The sequence below is a fragment of the Salipiger marinus genome (assembly GCF_900100085.1).
Classification (GTDB): domain Bacteria; phylum Pseudomonadota; class Alphaproteobacteria; order Rhodobacterales; family Rhodobacteraceae; genus Salipiger; species Salipiger marinus.
The window spans coordinates 193,795-211,612 of record NZ_FNEJ01000005.1 but is presented as its reverse complement, the minus strand read 5'-3'; the positions used below and the strand labels follow the sequence as shown (position 1 = coordinate 211,612).

The 17,818-nt window shown below is 66.4% G+C and carries 17 protein-coding genes; 12 read left to right on the top strand and 5 right to left on the bottom strand.

All coding sequences use genetic code 11. From position 1 onward, the window contains the following. Nucleotides 1-21: 21 nt before the first annotated feature. Both BLR51_RS07535 and BLR51_RS07530 read right to left on the bottom strand, forming a co-directional pair. Entirely contained in the window at nt 22-1,248 is a 1,227-nt protein-coding gene (locus BLR51_RS07535; protein ID WP_089845540.1) for a cytochrome P450, read from the bottom strand. A 245-nt stretch (nt 1,249-1,493) separates the two neighbouring features. Continuing rightward, complete coding sequence (locus BLR51_RS07530; RefSeq protein ID WP_089845538.1) at nt 1,494-2,372, bottom strand: LysR family transcriptional regulator; 879 nt, start codon at nt 2,370-2,372, stop codon at nt 1,494-1,496. A gap of 113 nt (nt 2,373-2,485) precedes the next feature. On the opposite strand from BLR51_RS07530, the gene BLR51_RS07525 reads away from it, so the two are divergent. The 6 genes from BLR51_RS07525 to BLR51_RS07500 all read left to right on the top strand — a co-directional run bounded on the left by BLR51_RS07525 (nt 2,486) and on the right by BLR51_RS07500 (nt 7,434). Continuing rightward, nucleotides 2,486-3,208, top strand: a complete 723-nt coding sequence (locus tag BLR51_RS07525) for an SDR family oxidoreductase (protein WP_089845535.1) — start codon at nt 2,486-2,488, stop codon at nt 3,206-3,208. Nucleotides 3,209-3,216: 8 nt separating this feature from the next. Beyond that, on the top strand, nt 3,217-3,519 hold the full coding sequence (locus BLR51_RS07520; protein WP_089845533.1) for an Atu4866 domain-containing protein: 303 nt from the start codon (nt 3,217-3,219) through the stop codon (nt 3,517-3,519). Between the two features lie 131 nt (nt 3,520-3,650). Further along, nucleotides 3,651-4,511, top strand: coding sequence for a DUF6692 family protein (locus BLR51_RS07515; RefSeq protein WP_089845531.1), 861 nt, complete (start codon nt 3,651-3,653; stop codon nt 4,509-4,511). A gap of 114 nt (nt 4,512-4,625) precedes the next feature. Further along, complete coding sequence (locus BLR51_RS07510) at nt 4,626-5,636, top strand: ABC transporter substrate-binding protein (protein WP_089845685.1); 1,011 nt, start codon at nt 4,626-4,628, stop codon at nt 5,634-5,636. Further along, nucleotides 5,633-6,673, top strand: a complete 1,041-nt coding sequence (locus BLR51_RS07505; protein ID WP_089845529.1) for a FecCD family ABC transporter permease — start codon at nt 5,633-5,635, stop codon at nt 6,671-6,673. The genes BLR51_RS07510 and BLR51_RS07505 overlap by 4 nt, the downstream gene beginning before the upstream one ends. Then, entirely contained in the window at nt 6,670-7,434 is a 765-nt protein-coding gene (locus tag BLR51_RS07500) for an ABC transporter ATP-binding protein (protein ID WP_089845527.1), read from the top strand. Before BLR51_RS07505 ends, BLR51_RS07500 begins: the two co-directional genes overlap by 4 nt. A gap of 9 nt (nt 7,435-7,443) precedes the next feature. Here BLR51_RS07500 and BLR51_RS07495 read toward each other — a convergent pair whose 3' ends face one another. The 3 genes from BLR51_RS07495 to BLR51_RS07485 all read right to left on the bottom strand — a co-directional run bounded on the left by BLR51_RS07495 (nt 7,444) and on the right by BLR51_RS07485 (nt 12,168). Continuing rightward, nucleotides 7,444-8,580: a succinylglutamate desuccinylase/aspartoacylase family protein gene (locus tag BLR51_RS07495; protein WP_089845526.1), complete on the bottom strand. Its 1,137-nt coding sequence runs from the start codon at nt 8,578-8,580 to the stop codon at nt 7,444-7,446. A 483-nt stretch (nt 8,581-9,063) separates the two neighbouring features. After that, complete coding sequence (locus tag BLR51_RS07490; RefSeq protein ID WP_089845524.1) at nt 9,064-10,728, bottom strand: dihydroxyacetone kinase family protein; 1,665 nt, start codon at nt 10,726-10,728, stop codon at nt 9,064-9,066. Nucleotides 10,729-10,851: 123 nt separating this feature from the next. Continuing rightward, entirely contained in the window at nt 10,852-12,168 is a 1,317-nt protein-coding gene (locus BLR51_RS07485) for an ABC transporter substrate-binding protein (protein WP_089845522.1), read from the bottom strand. A gap of 125 nt (nt 12,169-12,293) precedes the next feature. Here BLR51_RS07485 and BLR51_RS07480 point away from each other — a divergent pair, with 125 nt between their 5' ends. The 6 genes from BLR51_RS07480 to BLR51_RS07455 all read left to right on the top strand — a co-directional run bounded on the left by BLR51_RS07480 (nt 12,294) and on the right by BLR51_RS07455 (nt 17,817). Further along, complete coding sequence (locus BLR51_RS07480) at nt 12,294-13,727, top strand: rhamnulokinase (protein ID WP_165616766.1); 1,434 nt, start codon at nt 12,294-12,296, stop codon at nt 13,725-13,727. After that, complete coding sequence (locus BLR51_RS07475) at nt 13,715-14,479, top strand: DeoR/GlpR family DNA-binding transcription regulator (protein ID WP_089845517.1); 765 nt, start codon at nt 13,715-13,717, stop codon at nt 14,477-14,479. The genes BLR51_RS07480 and BLR51_RS07475 overlap by 13 nt, the downstream gene beginning before the upstream one ends. A gap of 91 nt (nt 14,480-14,570) precedes the next feature. Next, the gene (locus BLR51_RS07470; protein ID WP_165616765.1) at nt 14,571-15,239 is read left to right on the top strand and encodes a class II aldolase/adducin family protein; all 669 of its coding nucleotides are present in this window, start codon (nt 14,571-14,573) and stop codon (nt 15,237-15,239) included. 36 nt (nt 15,240-15,275) lie between these two features. Next, nucleotides 15,276-16,049, top strand: a complete 774-nt coding sequence (locus BLR51_RS07465; protein WP_089845513.1) for an SDR family NAD(P)-dependent oxidoreductase — start codon at nt 15,276-15,278, stop codon at nt 16,047-16,049. Nucleotides 16,050-16,114: 65 nt separating this feature from the next. After that, entirely contained in the window at nt 16,115-16,987 is an 873-nt protein-coding gene (locus tag BLR51_RS07460; RefSeq protein WP_089845511.1) for a carbohydrate ABC transporter permease, read from the top strand. Between the two features lie 68 nt (nt 16,988-17,055). Continuing rightward, nucleotides 17,056-17,817 carry a carbohydrate ABC transporter permease gene (locus BLR51_RS07455; RefSeq protein WP_089845683.1) on the top strand — a complete coding sequence of 254 codons (762 nt, stop codon included), beginning with the start codon at nt 17,056-17,058 and terminating at the stop codon, nt 17,815-17,817. The last annotated feature ends 1 nt before the right edge of the window (nt 17,818 follow it).

Below are 17,818 nucleotides of genomic sequence, written 5' to 3'. Positions count from 1 at the left end.
CGGATGGCGAAGATAGGGGTCTCAGGCGCGGGGGGTGATCCCGCTCAGGATCACGCCGCTTTCGGGCCGGGCAGGCACCCGGTTCAGCGCCACGGACAGATCCTGTGGCGGCGCGTGCCAGTCCAGATCGCGGCACAGCACCTTCAGCCCCGCCGCCATCAGCGCCAGCGTCACCTTTTCGCCGGGGCAGCGATGCGTGCTGGCCAGATCCCCCGCGCCCTGCGGGGCAAAGGCGCTGTCCTGCCCGCGCCAGCTCTGCCCCCGCGCCGGGTCAAAGTCTTCGGGCCGGGCGAAGGCAGAGGCGGCCTGCATCGGCCCCCACAGATCCGCCAGCAGCCACTGACCTTCGGGCAGGTCCAGCCCCTCGTGCCGGACCGGGCGGGTGGTGAGTGCCGCCGTCATCGGGAAAAACGGCGAGGTGCGGCGCAGTTCCTCGCAGAACGCCTCAAGCTCCGGATCCTCCGCCGCGCGCAGCCACGGGATCCAGCGCGGCTCTACCACCAAGATCCGCGCGGCAAAGGCGATGTAGCGGCCCACGGCCACGATGGGGCGCAGCAGGTTGAGGATTTCAACCACCGCCACCTCGGGCGGAAGCGGCCTGCCGTCTTCGGCAAAGCGCGCGATGCGATGGCCCGGACTGCCCGGCGCCAGCGTGTCCAGCGCGCGGGCCAGCCGCCGTTCCACCCGCCTGCGCCGCAGCAGCGCCATCAGCACGCGGGGCCCGACCGATCCGGTGCGCGCGCTCATCAGGTAAAGCGCGCGCCGCAGATCCGCATCGGCGCTGATCTGCGGCCCGAAACCGACCCAGCGGCAGGCGACCTCTGCCAGCGTGTCGCTGGCGCTGTCGAGCACGCGGGTCTCTCCCTGCTGCCGCAGCCGCTCCGCCCATGCGCGCCGGAAGTCGGTGGCCAGCGTCTCGCCCGCCTCCTCCTCGACCAGCAGCCGAAGGAACAGCGCCTTGCGGTGCCGGTGCGCCGCCCCCTCCAGCTGCTGGACGCTGCCCTTGTCCTGCAGCAGGCGCAGCACGGTGGGTGGCATGGCGCCTTGGCGGGTCAGCCCGCCTGCCCCGTAAAGCAGCCGCACCCCGCGCGGACCGCTGAAACAAAGCACCTCGCGCCCCAGAAGCCGGGTGCGGAAGGCATCGCCGCCAAACCGGGCGCAGCGGTCGGGGATGAAGCGGTAGCCCTGCCGCAGCAGCGCCAGCGTGGCATCGGGGGCGGGATCGCGGGGCAGGCTGTCGGGGGTCATGGCGCCCCCGTCCGGCACTGGCCTGCGCCATGGTCCAGCAGGAAGACCGCGCAGGCGGCACGCCTTGCGCCAAGTGCGGGGAAATAGCGTCTGGGATGCGACATAAGTAGCCTCCGTGACTGGCCGTCGTCAGGTCTAAAACCCCTGCGCGCCCGAAGGGTTCACAGAATTCTTGCACCAGACCCGCAAGGCACGCGGCGTGCCGCCGCCCCCGGCCCGCCCGCTATGCCGGATGCGGCCGCTTTTCAGCCGCGTGCGGCGCGGATATGGTCGATGAGCGCGCGCAGCTTCGGGGCCATGTTCTGGCGCTGCGGAAAATACAGCGAAAACCCCGGGAAGGGCGGCAGATACTCCTCCAGAAGCGGCACCAGAGCCCCGCTCCGGACATGCGCGCCCAGACAGTCCCAAGGCGCAAACGTGATGCCGCCATCCGCCAGCGCCAGCCGCAGCATCAGCGTCAGGTCATTGGTGGTGATCTGCGGATTCACCATGACATCGAAGGGCCTGCCCTCTTCGACAAATTCCCACCGCCACGGCGCGGTGTCGGGCGCGGGCCGCCAGCCGATGCAGCGGTGATCCAGCAGGTCGCGGGGATGGGCCGGAGCACCCCGCCGCGCCAGATAGGCCGGAGAGGCCGCCGCCACCTCGCGCTGCGGGCCGCTGACCGGCACGGCGATCATGTCCTGCTCGATCACCTCGCCCAGCCGGACGCCCGCGTCATAGCCATGTGCCACGATGTCGAATTCGTCATCGGTCACGGTCACGTCCAGCGTCACCTGCGGATAGGCTTCGGCAAAGCGTGCCAGCAGCGGCCCCGACAGGAAGTCATGCGCGATGGAGGTGACCGCCAGCCGCAGCCTGCCGCGCGGCGCCTCCTCGCGCGCCTCCAGCGCGCCCTGCACCGCCGCCATCGGCCCGCGCAGGCTGTCGACCAGCCGCGCCCCCGCCTCTGTCAGCCGCACCGACCGGGTGGTGCGCATCACCAGCTGGATCCCCAGGCCATCCTCCAGCCGCCGCACCCCTTGGCTGACGGCAGAGCGGGTGACGCCAAGCCGGTCGGCGGCGGCGCGGAAGTTGCGTTCTTCGGCCACGGCAAGCAGCAGCGGCAGCAGGTTCAGGTCCATGCGGCGCCTCCGGTGTCCAGCAGGGCTAACCGCCCAGTCCAGCACCGGGGGAATACCGTGGACAGCGCAGCCTGTCCATCTTGTGCCGGCAACAGGCTGACAAGGAGAAAGCCATGGACAAGGTCATTCTGATCACCGGCGCCTCAAGCGGGATCGGCGCGGGCATCGCGCGCGATCTCGCGGGACGGGGCGCGAAGGTGCTGATGGGCGCGCGCCGCACCGACCGGCTGGAGGAGATCGCCGCCGAGCTGCGCGGCGCGGGCGGCACCGTCGCCACGGCGGCGCTTGACGTCACAGACCGCGCCGCGATGCAGGCCTTTGCGCAGACCGCGCTTGATCTCTGGGGGCGCATCGACGTGCTGGTGAACAATGCGGGGATCATGCCGCTGTCGCCGATGTCTGCGGGCAAGCTCGACGAGTGGGAGCGGATGGTGGATGTGAACATCAAGGGCGTGCTCTGGGGCATCGGCGCGGTGCTGCCGGTGATGGACCGGCAGGGCGCGGGCCAGATCATCAACATTGGCTCCATCGGGGCGCTGCAGGCAGTGCCGACGGCGGCGGTCTATTGCGGCACCAAGTTTGCGGTGCGCGCCATCTCTGACGGGCTGCGGCAGGAAAGCCGTGCCATCCGCGTCACCTGCGTCAATCCCGGCGTGGTGGAAAGCGAGCTTGCCGCCACCATCACCCATGCCGAAACGCAGGCGGCCATGGACGGCTACCGCGCCATCGCGCTGCAGCCCGCCGACATCGCCCGCGCCGTGCGCCAGCTGATCGAGGCGCCGCAGAGCGTCGACACCAGCGAAATCACCATCCGCCCCACCGCATCCCCGAACTGAGGTCCAAGATGACACAAACCACCCTGCTTGCCGCCGCGCTGCTGGCCCTTGGCGCCGATCCCGCCCGCAGCGACGCGCCCCATCCTTATGTCGGGATGTGGGTCACCGCCGACAATCGCGTGCGGCACGAACTTCTGCCCAATGGCCGCTATGTCGAGGCCCGGGGCACGCGCGAACGCGCCTATGAGGGGCGTTACGAGGTCACCGGCAGCCATATCGAGTATTGGGACGACACCGGCTTCACCGCCGATGGCGAGTTTGTCGAACCGGACGTGCTGCATCACGGCGGCATGGTGCTTTACCGCCGCTGATCTCCAAGCACCGGGCGCCCCGCGCCCGGCCTGCTGCCCTGCCTGCGGGAACCTTGGCGGCGCGGGCCTGTTGACAGCCCAGCCCCGGGAGCAGCAGCCCGCCCACCCGCCAGCAGTCAGGAAGGCGAGACATGTCCTATATCCGCTTCGGTCTGATGATCCTCACGTCCACGGTGGTGATGTTCGTCCTGATGTATCTGAACACCTATGCCATGGAGCATGTGTTCTTTTCCGAAACCCGGGCCTACATGGCGCTGCTGATGGGGGCGACCATGGCCGTCATCATGCTGGCCTACATGCTTGGCATGTATCGCAACCGGCGCCTGAACCTTGCGATCCTTGCGGGTGCGGTGGTCGTGTTTGGCGGGATGCTGTGGCTGGTGCGCGGTCAGGCCACGGTGTCGGGCCCCAGCTACATGCGGGCGATGATCCCGCATCATTCGATCGCCATCATGACCTCGGAACGCGCGCAGATCCGCGATGCACGGGTGCGCAAGCTGGCCGACGAGATCATTGCGGCGCAACGCCGCGAGATCGCCGAGATGCGTTACCTGATCGCCGAAACCACCAGCGGCGCCACGGCAGAGGAGGTCTATCACGATCCGCCCGCCCGATCGGGCAGCGTCGCGGATGCGCTGGCCAATACGCTTGTCAGCCAGCTTGACCTTGCCCCGCTGCCCGAAGACGAGGCCGCCCCGCTGCTGGGGACCGCGCCAAGCTGCAGCTTTCACCGCAGCCCGGTCAGTGATCCCGTTCTCTGGGCGGATACCGAGGGCACCGCCGCGCTGAAGCTCAACGGCGTGCTGGTGACGCTGGAGGCGGAGGACGATCCGCAGGACGGCCCGACCACCTTTTCCGCCCCCGGCATCACGGTCACGCTGCGGGATCTGGGCGAGCAGGCCGACTGGCGCCAGAGTGCCGAGCTGGTCTTTGCGCTCGATCAGGGGCTGACCGTCGGCTATCGCGGCTTTTCCGACTGCGCGCCAACCTGAGGCGCGCGGCAGCGGCCTTGCGGCCACGGCGCGGCTCTGGCGGAAAGGCTCTTGATTTCCGTCTGGCCTCGGCCTACGGCATGCCGACAAATTTTGTCGGATATGGAGCACATCATGCGCAACACATGCCTTGCGGCGGTCGGCGGCGTTGCCGCAGCCGTCTTCTGCACCGCGCTGCAGGCCGAGCCGACCCGCTATCCGCTTACGCTGGAAAACTGCGGGCAGCAGGTCACCTTCGACAAGGCGCCCGAACGCGCCGTGGCTCTTGGGCAGAACAGCGCCGAGATCCTGCTGCTGCTCGGGCTCGAGGACCGCATGGCCGCCACCGCCTTCTGGCCGAACAGCGTGCTGCCGGACCTTGAGGAGGCGAACAGCAAGGTCGATGTGCTGACCGTCGAATTTCCGACGCTGGAAGCGGTGCTGTCCAAACAGCCGGATTTTGTGCCCGCGATGCTGCTGACGCTGATGGGCCCGGACAGCAAGGTCGCCAAGCGCGAGGATTTCGAAAAGCTCGACATCCCGACCTATCTGTCGCCCAGTGCCTGCACCACCGCGCTGGATGCCCGGGACGCCTATGGCAGCCGCGACAACCTCTGGACCATGGATCTGCTCTATCAGGAAATCGACGATCTGGCGCGCATCTTTGACGTGGCCGAGCGCGGCGAGGCGCTGATTGCGGAGTTCAAGGAGCGCGAGGCGCGGCTGCGGGCGGAGTTTGCGCGCAACGAGGATCTGACCTTCCTGTTCTGGTTCTCCAGCCCCTCGCCCGCCGATGACGCCTATCTGGGCGGCGGCAACGGGCCGTCGGGCTATATCGCGGACATTCTTGGCGGCACCAACGCGCTGCAGACCGAGGCCGAATGGCCGACGCTGGGCTGGGAAGGCATCATGGCCGCCAATCCCGCCGTCTTTGTCGCCACTCAGGTCGACCGGGACCGCTGGGAGCTGGACAATGCCGAGGCCAAGATCGCCTATCTGACCAGCGATCCGACGGTCAGCCAGATGGAGGCGGTCAAGGCGGGCCGCATCGTGGTGATGAGCGGCGCGGCAATGAACCCGAGCATCCGCACGCTTTATGGCGCCGAAGAGCTGGCCGAGCAGCTCAAGACGCTTGATCTGCCGTGAAAACGGTCGATGACGTCGGAAGCGGGACGGCCGGGCTCGTCCTGCTTCTGGGTTTTACCCTTGTCGTGCTTGTCTTTGCCGTGGCCGTGGCGACCGCGATCGGGGATTATGCCATCGGGCTGGGCACCGTGTTTCTGGCGGTCACCAACGGGCTTGGCCTGACCGGCGCCGAGATCCCGCCCATCGAGCAGAGCGTGGTCTGGGATCTGCGGCTGAGCCGGGCGCTGGTGGCGGCGCTGGCCGGGGCGGGGCTGGCGCTGTGCGGGGCGATCCTGCAGGCGCTGCTGCGCAATGCGCTGGCGGAGCCTTTCGTGCTGGGGGTCTCTGCCGGGGCCTCCACCGGCGCGGTCTGCGTCATCGTGCTGGGCATCGGCGCGGGTGGGCTGTCGCTGTCCATGGGCGCCTTTGCCGGCGCCTTCGCCGCTTTTGCTTTGGTCGCCCTGCTGTCCAATGGCGCGACAAGCGGGCCCAATCACACCATCCTTGCCGGGGTCGCCGCGTCGCAGCTGTTCAACGCGCTCACCTCTTACATCGTCACCACGTCGGGCAATGCCCAGCAGGCGCGCGACGTGATGTTCTGGCTGCTTGGCAGCTTCGGCGGCGTGCGCTGGCCGGATTTCCAGCTGCTGGTCCTTGTGGTCGTGCTGGGTCTTGCGGTCTGCCTGTGGATGGCCCGGTCGCTCGACGCCTTCACCTTCGGGGACGAGGATGCCAGCGCGCTTGGCGTGCCCGTGGCGCGGATCCGGCTGATCCTGTTCGGGATCACCGCGATGATGACCGCGACCATCGTCAGCATGGTGGGCGCCATCGGCTTTGTCGGCCTCGTCGTGCCCCATGCCGCCCGCTACATCGTGGGGCCGATGCATCTGCGCCTGCTGCCCGCCTGCGCCGCCATCGGGGCGGTGTTCCTCGTGCTCGCGGACATCGCGTCGCGGGTGATCGTGCCCCAGCAGATCGTGCCCATCGGCGTGGTCACGGCGCTGGTCGGCGTGCCCTTCTTCGCCATCATTCTTTACCGTTCAAGGCCGCAGACATGACCGTCACCGCCTCCCATCTGATCTGGGGCGTCCGGCGCAGGACCATCGTGTCGGATGTGTCGCTGTCCGTGGCGCAGGGCGAGACGCTGGGGCTGATCGGCCCCAACGGCTCGGGCAAATCCTCGCTGCTGCGGCTGCTTGCGGGGCTGAAACGGCCCAGCTCCGGCCGGATCGAGATCAACGGGCAGGACATTGCCCATGTGCCGCGGCGCCTCCTCGCGCGGCAGGTGGCTTTCGTGCAGCAGAGTGCGGCGACGGACACCAATGTGTCGGTGCGCGACGTGGTCCGGCTGGGCCGGACGCCGCACCGGTCAGCACTTGCGGGCTGGTCGGCGGAGGACGAGGCCGCCGTCGCCGCAGCGCTGGCCCGGGTCGACATGACCGACCGGCGCGCGCAGCCATGGCAGACCCTGTCGGGCGGCGAACGCCAGCGGGTCCATATCGCCCGCGCGCTCGCGCAGTCGCCCCGGGTGATGTTTCTTGACGAGCCGACCAACCATCTCGACATCCACCACCAGATCGAAATCCTGCGCATGGTGCGCGATCTTGACCTGACCAGCATCATCGCCCTGCACGACCTCAACCTTGCGGCGATGTTCTGCGACCGGATCATCGTGCTGCAGGGCGGCAGGATCATCGCCAGCGGCACGCCCGAAACGGTGCTGACCCGGGCGCTCTTGCGCGATGTCTTCCGGGTGGAGGCAGAGATCAGCCTCGCCCCGCAGGGCGGTGCGCCGCATATCCGCTTCCGGGCGGACTGACGGGGCGCCTCAGTCCTCCAGCAGATAGCCGCTGCGGTGCGGCAGGGGCACCTCCCCCGCGATCTTGGCGATCACCTGCCCGGCCGCCACCAGCTTCTTCAGCCTGCGCGTCAGCACGAGCCCGTCGGTGCAGGCCAGAACCGGCGTCCGGGCGGCGGCGCCGCTGCCGGACGGATCGACGATCTCCGCCACCATCTGACCCTTGCTCACCCGCTCCCCCAGCGCCGCGTGATAGACGATGACGCCAAAGCCGGGGGCCCGCAGCATGTCGCAGGCCGCAAAGTCGGTCATTGCGCAGAGGGGATCCGGCGCGGGCGGCACCGGGCCCGCCAGATAGCCGCGCCGCCGCAGCGCGTCCATCAGCGCCAAGGCATCAGCCCGCGCCAGCCCGTCCGAGACATCGGCAAAGCCCCGCAGTTCGACCGTGGCGCTCTGGCAGCCCACCGGCACGGGGTGGTCGGGGAAGGCTGCCGCAAGCTGCAGCCACGGCTCCATGCAGGCGGCAGCAAAGGGTCCACCTGCGGCCCCCCGCTGCGCAAACACGGCATGGCAGCCCAGCCCTGCGGCCAGATCCTGCATCTGCGGCCAGATCTCGGGATGCAGGAACAGATGCATGAGCCCTTCATCGTCGCAATGCAGGTCCAGCACCAGATCCGCGTCAAACGCCTCGGCGGCAAGCACGCCGAACAGCGACTGGAGCGGCGACGAGGCTCGGCGCGCGGCAAGGATGTCGCGGATCGTGGCCCGGATCAGCGCGCGGTTGGCCTCGGCGCAGGATCCAAGCCGGGCCCCGAGCCGCGCGATCAGGTCTGGTGCCAGATCGGGCCAGCCCCGGTTGAAATTCTGCCCGCTGGCCAGATCGAACCGGCCCAGATGATCGCCATGGATCACCTGCGACAGGCCCAGCGGATTGGCAAAGGGTGCGATGACGATCTGCCCAAGGATCTCGCCCCGGGCTTCCGCCGCATCCAGCAGATCCCGCAGATGATGCAGCACCAGCAGCCCCGGCGCCTCGTCGGCGTGCAGCGCCGCGTGAAGATAGGCCTTCGGGGCGGCCTCCGCCGATCCGTAGCGCAGGAACCGGACGCTGCCCCCCATGCCAGGCCCCAGTCCGGCCAGCGGCACGTCGAAACTGTCACGCGGCATCAGGCCTCCCTCGTGATTGCGCCCGCGGCGGACCACCCTGCCCGCGCGTCATGCAAATCTGCCCTGCCCGTATGGCGCGGCCCCGGAGGGCGCGTCAAGGCAACGGCGCATGTGATCCCCTCCGGCAGCGGCGCGGCAGACCGGGCGCGGCGGCAGTTCATCATCCATCAGCAGGACACGCGGGATCCGGCCCTTGCGCGCGATCTTCCGGGCAGGCCGCACGGCCCATGGCGGCGACCAGCAGCCGGGCCACGCTTCGGAAGGGGTGCACCCCTTGGAGGCTGGGTCTTGGCGTGAGCGCGGTCGGGCGCGGAGAGATCGGCGGCGGCTGCAAGCCATTCGCGCGCGTCTGGTTCCACGGGGCCCGGTATGCAACACACGGCAGTCGTGAGGATGGCCCCCCTGCCCGCCTGTCACGATGTCGGCGACGCGGGCAGAGGGGCGGCGTGTCAGGCGGGGTTCAATGAAGCTCGGCGGGCGGGGTCAGGACGCGAGGGCCTGCATCCACACGGCCACGGCCGCCGCTCCCGCATCCTGATGCCCCATCGCGCGGGCGCCAAGGTAGCTGGCGCGTCCGAACTTCGCCTGCATCTCGGCGGTCCGCGCCGCGCCCTCCTTCGCGCCTCGGGCTGCGGCGGCGGCCACGGTTTCGCCCGCCGCCGGTGCATTGCCCGCCTCATGGGCAGCGGCCAGCGCGTCCAGCATGGTGCGGTCTCCGGGGGCGGCACCCCCCATGTCCGAGATCGCCTCGCACCCGGCCCTGAGCGCGCCAAGCCAGTCCGCCGGACCGGGCGAGGACACCCCCTGCAGCTTCTGCGAGGCACGCAGCAGGGCTGCGGCATAGAAGGGACCGGAGCTGCCGCCGATGACGCGGCGCAGCGCCATGCCCGCCTGTGCCAGCAGGGTCGCAGGATCGGCAAAGGCGCCATCCGGCAGCGCCTCCAGCGCCTCGGCGGCGCGCAGCATGCTCTGGCCAAGATCGCCATCGCCGGTTTCGGCATCAAGCCGGGTCAGATCTGGTTCCGCCTGACGGAGCGCCGTCGCCGCCGCCAGCGCCGCGCGTTTCAGTTCGGGCCGTGCCGTGCCGCCAAGAACCTCCGCCGCTTCGGCGCCGCCGTCTTCCACGATGATCGGCTGTTTCGGGGCCGACGCCTCGACCGGCCAGACCCGGACAGCTGTCGGCGCGCCAAGCAGCGCCGCGCGCCGGTCGTCCAGCGGCAGGGCGGTCAGGGACATGCCCGGCATGTCGAGCGCGGTCATGAAATTTCCGGTCCAGACCAGTTCGGGCACAAACCCTGCGGCCTTCAGGCCCATCACCGCGCGCCGCGCGACGATGGCAAGCTCCAGCGGGGTCGTGCTGCCAAGACCATTGACGAGCAGGCCCACGCGGTTCGAGCCTGCGTCAAGCTGGGCGATCACCGTCCCGATCACCGCATCGACGATCTCGTCAGCCTCGGCCATCGGGCCACGCCGCTGGCCTTTTTCGCCATGGATGCCCATGCCGTATTCGATCTCGTCCTCGCCAAGGTCAAAACCGGACCGCTCCGCCCCCGGAAGGGTGCAGCCATCCAGCGCCACGCCCATGCTTGCCAGATCCGCCGCAGCGGCCCGGGCCGTGGCGACCACATCGGCAAAGCCCATGCCCTCCTCCACGGCGGCCCCGGCGATCTTGTGGACCAGCACCGTGCCCGCGATGCCCCGGGCATTGTCCTTCGACATCTCCAGAAGGGCGACATCATCCGCCACCAGCACCACCTCGGTCGGGATGCCCTCGGCGCGGGCCAGTTCGGCGGCGAGACCAAAGTTCAGCCGGTCGCCGGTGTAATTCTTGACGACAAGAACCGCCCCCGCAGGGCCTGCACAGGCCCTGATCCCCGCCAGCACCGCATCGACGCTGGGAGAGGTGAAGACATCCCCCGCCACGGCGGCGCTCAGCATGCCCTTGCCCACATAGCCCGCATGGGCGGGCTCGTGCCCGGCACCGCCCCCCGACAGGATGGCGATGGGCCGGTCCTTCGGGTCGGACGGAATGTCGGACCGCAGCAGGACATTCGTGGAAGACAGAAGGCAGACCGCATCATTTGACGCGGCGAGACCTTCCAGAGCTTCGCGGACGGCCAGTTTTGGCGTGTTGATGAACTTTTTCATATGCCTTCCTTTCAGCGCGGGACCCTGACCCGGTGCGGCGGTCCCCGAACAGGAGTGTCCCGTTGCAAGCCCCCAAGCCGTAGCAGGTCGCGTGGCGAGCGTCTGCCGCCACGCGCGGTCCGGTTACTCGCTATAACCCCCCTGCCGCATCGCGCGTTCCGTCAGCGACTGTGCGGAGGCCAGCGCCTGATCCACGGACATGGTCCCGGCTGCCGCCGCCGAGAAGGACTGTCCGACGCTGGTGCCGAAGGCCTGAAATTCCGGGATCGCCACGAACTGCACGCCGACATAGGGCACCGGATCGACGGTCGGGTTTTCGGGATCGGCGGCATCGACCGCTTCCAGCGTCAGCTGCGCAAAAGGCGCGGCCTCCAGATAGGCGTCATTGTCATAAAGGCTCTGGCGCGTGGCGGGCGGCGCATTCAGGATGCCATAGCGCTCTGCGATCAGATCCGTGTATTCCTTGGATGTCGCCCACATGATGAACTCTTTCGCGGCATCGACATTCCGCGAGGCTGCGGGAATCCCCAGTGCCCAGGACCACAGCGTGACAGCACTTTTGCCCTTGCCCGCATCCGGCGAGAAGGCGAAGCCGACCTTGTCCGCGATGGAGGACTGTTCGGGATCGCTCACCACCGAGGCAAAGACGGTGGCATCGATGAAGATCCCGCAGCCGCCGGACGAAAACTGCGCCAGCGCCTGCGTGGCGCCATTGGTGCTTGCCCCCGGAGGACCGGCATTCTGCATCAGGTCGACATAGTCGGTCAGAGTCGCTTTCCATTCCTCTGTGTCAAACTGCGGATCCCACTCTTCATCGAACCAGCGCGCGCCATAGGAATTGGCCATGGCGGTGATGAAATTCATGTTCTCGCCCCAGCCGGCCTTGCCGCGCAGGCAGATGCCGTAAACGCCGTTCTCCGGGTCGTGAACCTCTGCCGCAGCGGTCTTGATGAACTCCCAGTCCGGGCGTTCGGACATCTCGAGCCCGGCTTTTTCGAAAAGATCGGTCCGGTAATAGGTCATCGACGCTTCGGCATAGAAGGGTGCTGCGTAAAGCGTGCCCTCGTAGGACAGGCTCGCCTTCACCTTCGGCAGCAGGTCATCGACATCATATTCGGCATCAAGGTCGTCGAGCGGCACCAGCCATTCCTGCTTGCCCCAGATCGGCACCTCGTAATTGCCGATGGTCATGACATCATATTGCCCGCTCCCCGTGGCGATGTCGGTGGTGACGCGCTGGCGCAGGATGTTTTCTTCAAGCGTCACCCATTTCACCAAAATCTCGGGATGGGCCTCCTCGAAAACCGACGTGACTTCCTGCATACGGATCATGTCCGCATTGTTGACCGTCGCGACAACGATTTCGGTCTGCGCCAAGGCCGGACCCGCTGCTACAAACGCAAGCAGGGATACGGTGCAGAATCTTGAAAACGTCTTCATCTGTCTCCTCCTTCAGAATCTGATTTCCACACATTTCCACACGGCTACAATCAAAACAACATGATTCTGTGGACTTTACACGACGAGTGCGGGATGCTCATCCTGACGCAAGGAGGATGTCCCAGATGAGCAATGAGCCGAAGACCTGCCTTGCCTTCGATTTTGGCGCCGGAAGTGGACGCGCGGTGGCGGTCACCTCGGATGGCTGCAGCCTTGCGGCGGCAGAGGTCATGCGGTTTCCAAGCGCAGAATATAGCTCGCCAGAGGGTCTGCGATGGAACGCGGCGCGGCTGTTTGATCAGCTTGAAACGGGCATCCGCGCGGCGCTGGACCAGGGTTACGACCTGTGCTCCGTGGGCATTGATACATGGGGGCTGGATTTTGGCTATCTGACCGCCGAGGGGCAGTTGCTGGAGGATCCGTGGCATTATCGCGATCCGCGCTCGGCCAGAGGCTTTGCCGCCTCAGGCATCCCGACAGCGGCGCTTGCGCAGGCCACGCAGGCGCAGGTTCTGAACGTGAACACGCTGTTTCAGCTGATCGCGGATCAGAACGAGCGGCCCCGGATCATCGCGCGGGCCGACCGCGTCCTGATGATGGCCGATCTGCTGGCCCATCACCTGACCGGCATCCTTGGCAGCGACCTGACTCTGGCGCGGACAACGGGGCTTCATTCGGTGCATGAGGGCTGGTCCCGCGAGATACTTGAAAAGGCCAAACTTCCCGGACACTTGATGGCCGATCTCCTCACCCCCGCGACCGTGCGGGGCGCCCTGCGCCCCGAGGTCAGGCGACGCACGGGTGCCAAGGCTCTGCCGGTGATTGCCGTGGCCGGGCATGACACCGCCAGCGCCGTCTGCGGCCTGCCCCTGCAGGCGGGCGAGGCCTATCTTGTCGCCGGAAGCTGGAACCTGCTCGGGTTCGAGTCCCTGTCGATCCCGGCTGCCGCGCTGGACAAAGGGTTCGGCGCCGAAGGCGGGGTCGAGGGGCGCCATCTGATGACAAAAAGTCTGGAAGGAACGCTGCTGCTGCGCCTCCTGCGGGACGGGCTGTCGCGCGAAAGCGGCACGGTTTACGGGTTCGAGGATCTCGCGGCGCTCGCAAAGCAGGGCGCGGCGGCCCGTGTCGATCTGGCACGGCTGGAGCTTGGCTCAGCCGAAGGTTTCCTGCACTCGCTGCGGGCGCAGATGGGGACCAGCTTTACGCCGCAGGCCGCCGCCTTTGCCGTTTATGACGGCCTGTGCACGGCGGTCTGTGCGGGGATCGAGGCGATCGAAGAACTGACCAGCGCCCCCGTCAGCTGCCTTAGGGTGGGCGGCGGCGGCGCGCGCGATGCCTATTTCTGCACGCTTCTGGCGGATCGTGTGGGGCGCCCCGTGGCTGCGGGCCCGGTCGAGGCCAGCGCCATGGGCAATGGCGCCCTGCAGCTGATTGCCCTCGGCGTGATCCCTGACCTTGCGGCGGCGCGGCGGCTCATCGCCACGTCCGGCTTGACCCAGAGCTATTTTCCTGAGCACTCACGACCCGATACAACGGGGAGGATGCCATGCTCGCGGTAGAACGGCAGAAGCTCATCATGGAGTCCATCGGCCGTGACCGGAGCGTTCTGGTCTCGGATCTGAGCACGCGCTACGGGGTTTCGGAAGAAACGATCCGGCGGGATCTGCTGAAGCTTGAAAAAAGCGGGCAGATTTCCCGCACCTATGGCGGCGCCGTCCTTGCCGCAAAGGACGATCCCGAAGACCTGCCCTATCCGACCCGGCAGATCACCAATATTGCGGAAAAGCGGACTCTGGCGGCGGTTGCGGCCTCGCTCGTCTCCGAGGGCGATGCGGTGATGATCGACAGTTCCTCGACCAGTTTCGAGGTTCTGCCACAGATGTCGCAGGCGCGCGACGTCACGATCATCACCAATTCGGTAAGGATTCTGGCCAGCACCGCAAGCGCGCCGCATACGGTGATTTCGGTGGGTGGCGAGCTGCGTCACCGCTCCCTGACGCTGGCGAGCCAGATCGCCATCGATAACATCCAGCGCTTTGCCGCAGACATCTGCTTCATCAGCTGCAAGGCGCTGTCTCTGGAGAAAGGCGTCATGGATGCGAGCCTCGCCGACGCCGAGCTGAAACGCGCCTTCATCATGGCCTCAAGGCGGGTCTGCCTGCTCGCGGATCATTCCAAGTTTGACCAGACCGGGCTGATCGCGGTCTGCGACCTGTCGCAGGTGGATACGCTGATCACCGACCGCACCCCTCCGAAGGAGTGGCGCGAGGCGGCAGAGGCTGCCGGGGTCGAACTGCTGTTCCCCCAATAGTATTTCCTGCGTTTATGTGGATTGTTGTTGTTTTGTGTTGACTTGATTGCCCTGACTTGCTTTTCTCTCCCGTGAAAGGGAGGACTCAGTGATGGACAACAAGGAACTCCGGGAGTTCATCTGCGAAATCGGGCGCAGGGCGTATAACCGCGGCATGGGCGCTGCCAATGATGGCAACATCTCGGTTCTGCTGGACGATGGCACGCTGCTGTGCACCCCGACCGGCGTGTCGAAAGGCTTCATGACCCCGGACATGATCTGCCGGATCGACCGCTCCGGCGAGCTGGTCGAGGCAGGCGCCTACCGGCCCTCCACAGAAATGAAGATGCATCTGTGTGTTTATGACCGCCGCGAGGACGTAAAAGCCGTGGTTCATGCCCACCCGCTTTACGCCACCGTGCACGCCATCTGCGGCAAGCCGCTGACCCAGCAGATCATGCCGGAATCGACGATGTTTCTGGGCGAGGTGCCGCTGACCCCCTACGGGCTGCCCTCCACCACCGAGCTTTGCGACGCCATCATTCCTGCGCTGGACAAGCACGACGCCATCCTGCTGGAGAACCACGGCGCCCTGTCCTACGGGCACGATCTGCAAAGCGCCTATTTCAAGATGGAGGCCCTCGATTACTACGCGAAGGTTGTCTATCTCGCGGCCGCTTATGGCGGGGCCAACGAATTCAACGCGGATCAGGTGGAAAAGCTCCTGAACGTGCGCCGGGAAAAATTCAATCAGCCGGGCCGTCATCCCTTTATCGACTGACCCCGAAACTCAACTGTCGCAATGGGAGGAGACACCATGTTTGCCGACAAATTCAGACTGGACGGCAAGATTGCCGTCGTGACCGGTGGTGGCAAGGGAATTGGCCTGAGCTGCGTTCAGGCGCTCTGCGAATTCGGCGCCAAGGTGGTGATTGCCGATATCTCGCCCGAGATTGCCGCAGAGGGGCAGAAAAAGATGGCCGCTCTTGGCTTCGAGGTCGAGACCCGCGAGCTTGACGTCACCAAGCCGCAGGATGTCGAAGCCCTTGCTGCCGAACTGAACGAGACCTTTGGCAAGGTGCATGTGCTGGTGGCCAATGCCGGCATCGCGCGCTCTGGCGTTGCCGCCGAAGACACGACCGACGAACACTGGCTGAACGTGAATGACGTGAACTATAACGGCGTCTTCTGGTGCAACCGGGCTTTTGCCCGGCACATGCTGACCAGTGGCGGCGGCGCCATCGTCAATATCGGGTCGATGTCCGGCATCATCTCGAACCGTCCGCAGAAACAGACCTATTACAATGCGGCCAAGGCGGCGGTGCATCAGATGACCTCCTCGCTTGCTGCGGAATGGGCGGATCGCGGGGTGCGCGTGAATGCGGTGGCCCCCACCTATATCGAGACCGAGATGACCTCCTACCGGCACGACAATGCCGGAATGATCGATGTCTGGCTGCGCGACACGCCGATGCACCGGATGGGGCGGCCCGACGAGATCGCCTCCGTCGTGCATTTCCTCGCCTCTGACGCGTCCAGCCTGATGACCGGCACCACGGTCGTGGCCGACGGCGGCTTTACCTGCTGGTGACCTCGGCCCCGCAGCCCATGGGTCGGGCGAAGCGCCCGACCTGACCCCTGCATCAGGAGCCCCACATGTCGACGAAATCTTCGCGCGCTGCCGGGCGGCTCATGCTGTCCCCGGCGGTCCTTGTGCTGCTGGGATGGATGATCGTCCCGCTGGTGATGACGCTTTATTTCTCGTTTCAGCGATACAACCTGCTCATGCCCGGGATGCAGGAATTCGCCGGACTGATGAACTACGAGTTCTTCGTGACCGATCCGGCCTTCACCGCCGCCATGCTCAATACCCTGATCCTCGTCGGCGGGGTGCTGGTCCTGTCGGTGTTTGGCGGCATCTTTCTGGCGCTGCTGCTGGATCAGCCGATCTACGGGATCAACGTGATCCGGATCCTTGTCATCACGCCGTTCTTCGTCATGCCCACCGTCAGCGCGCTGGTCTGGAAGAACATGTTCATGAACCCGGTCAATGGCATTCTGGCATGGCTCGCCACCTCTGTCGGGCTGCAGCCCGTTGATTTCCTGGCCCATGTGCCGCTGCTATCGGTGGTGATCATCGTCACATGGCAATGGCTGCCCTTCGCGACCCTCATCCTGCTCACGGCGCTGCAGTCGCTCGACCGCGACCAGCTAGAGGCGGCGGACATGGATGGCGCCGGGCCGCGGGCCAAGTTTTTCGAGATCATCCTGCCCCATCTTGCGCGCGCCATCACCGTCGTCATCCTGATCGAGACGATCTTCCTTCTGTCGGTCTTTGCCGAAATCCTTGTCACCACGAATGGCGGGCCCGGCACCGGATCCACCAACCTCACCTATCTCATCTACATGCAGTCGCTGCTGCAGTTCGATGTCGGCATGGGCTCTGCGGGCGGGGTGGTTGCGATTCTTCTGGCCAATATCGTCGCGATCTTCCTGATGAGGATGATCGGCCGCAATCTGGAGGCCTGATCTTGGCACATCTTTCGCAAAAGCGGCATGTCCCGCTCTCCATCCTCGCATGGGTGATCGCGCTCGCCATGGCCTTTCCGGTCCTCTGGACGCTGGTGACAAGCTTCAAGACCGAGGCCGTGGCGGTCGCGATCCCGCCCCGCTTCCTCGATTTCGACTGGACGCTGGAAAACTACCGGACCGTGCTGCGCCGGTCCGATTATGCGCTCCATTTCTGGAATTCCGTCATCATCTCGGTCGGCTCCACCCTGCTTGCGATGCTTTTCTGCATTCCCGCGGCGTGGTCCATGGCCTTTGTTCCGGGGCGGCACACCAAGAACATCCTGATGTGGATGCTGTCGACCAAGATGCTGCCGCCGGTCGGGGTTCTGGTTCCCATCTATCTGCTGTTCCGGGAATGGGGGCTGCTTGATACAAGGATCGGCCTCATCATCGTGCTGGGCCTGATGAACCTGCCAATCATCGTCTGGATGCTTTACACCTATTTCAAGGAGATCCCCGGCGAGATCCTTGAAGCCGCGCGCACGGACGGGGCGGGCCTGACCTCGGAAATCCTCTTCATCCTTGCGCCGCTCGCCCTGCCCGGCATCGCATCGACCGTCCTTCTGAACATCATCCTCGCCTGGAACGAGGCGTTCTGGACAATCAACCTCACCGCGTCCAGCGCGGCGCCGCTGACGGCCTTTATCGCCAGCTATTCCAGCCCGCAGGGCCTGTTCTACGCAAAGCTTTCCGCAGCGTCGATCATGGCAATCGCCCCCATCATGATCCTCGGCTGGTTCTGCCAGAAGCAGCTCGTGCGTGGCCTCACCTTCGGCGCCGTGAAATAAA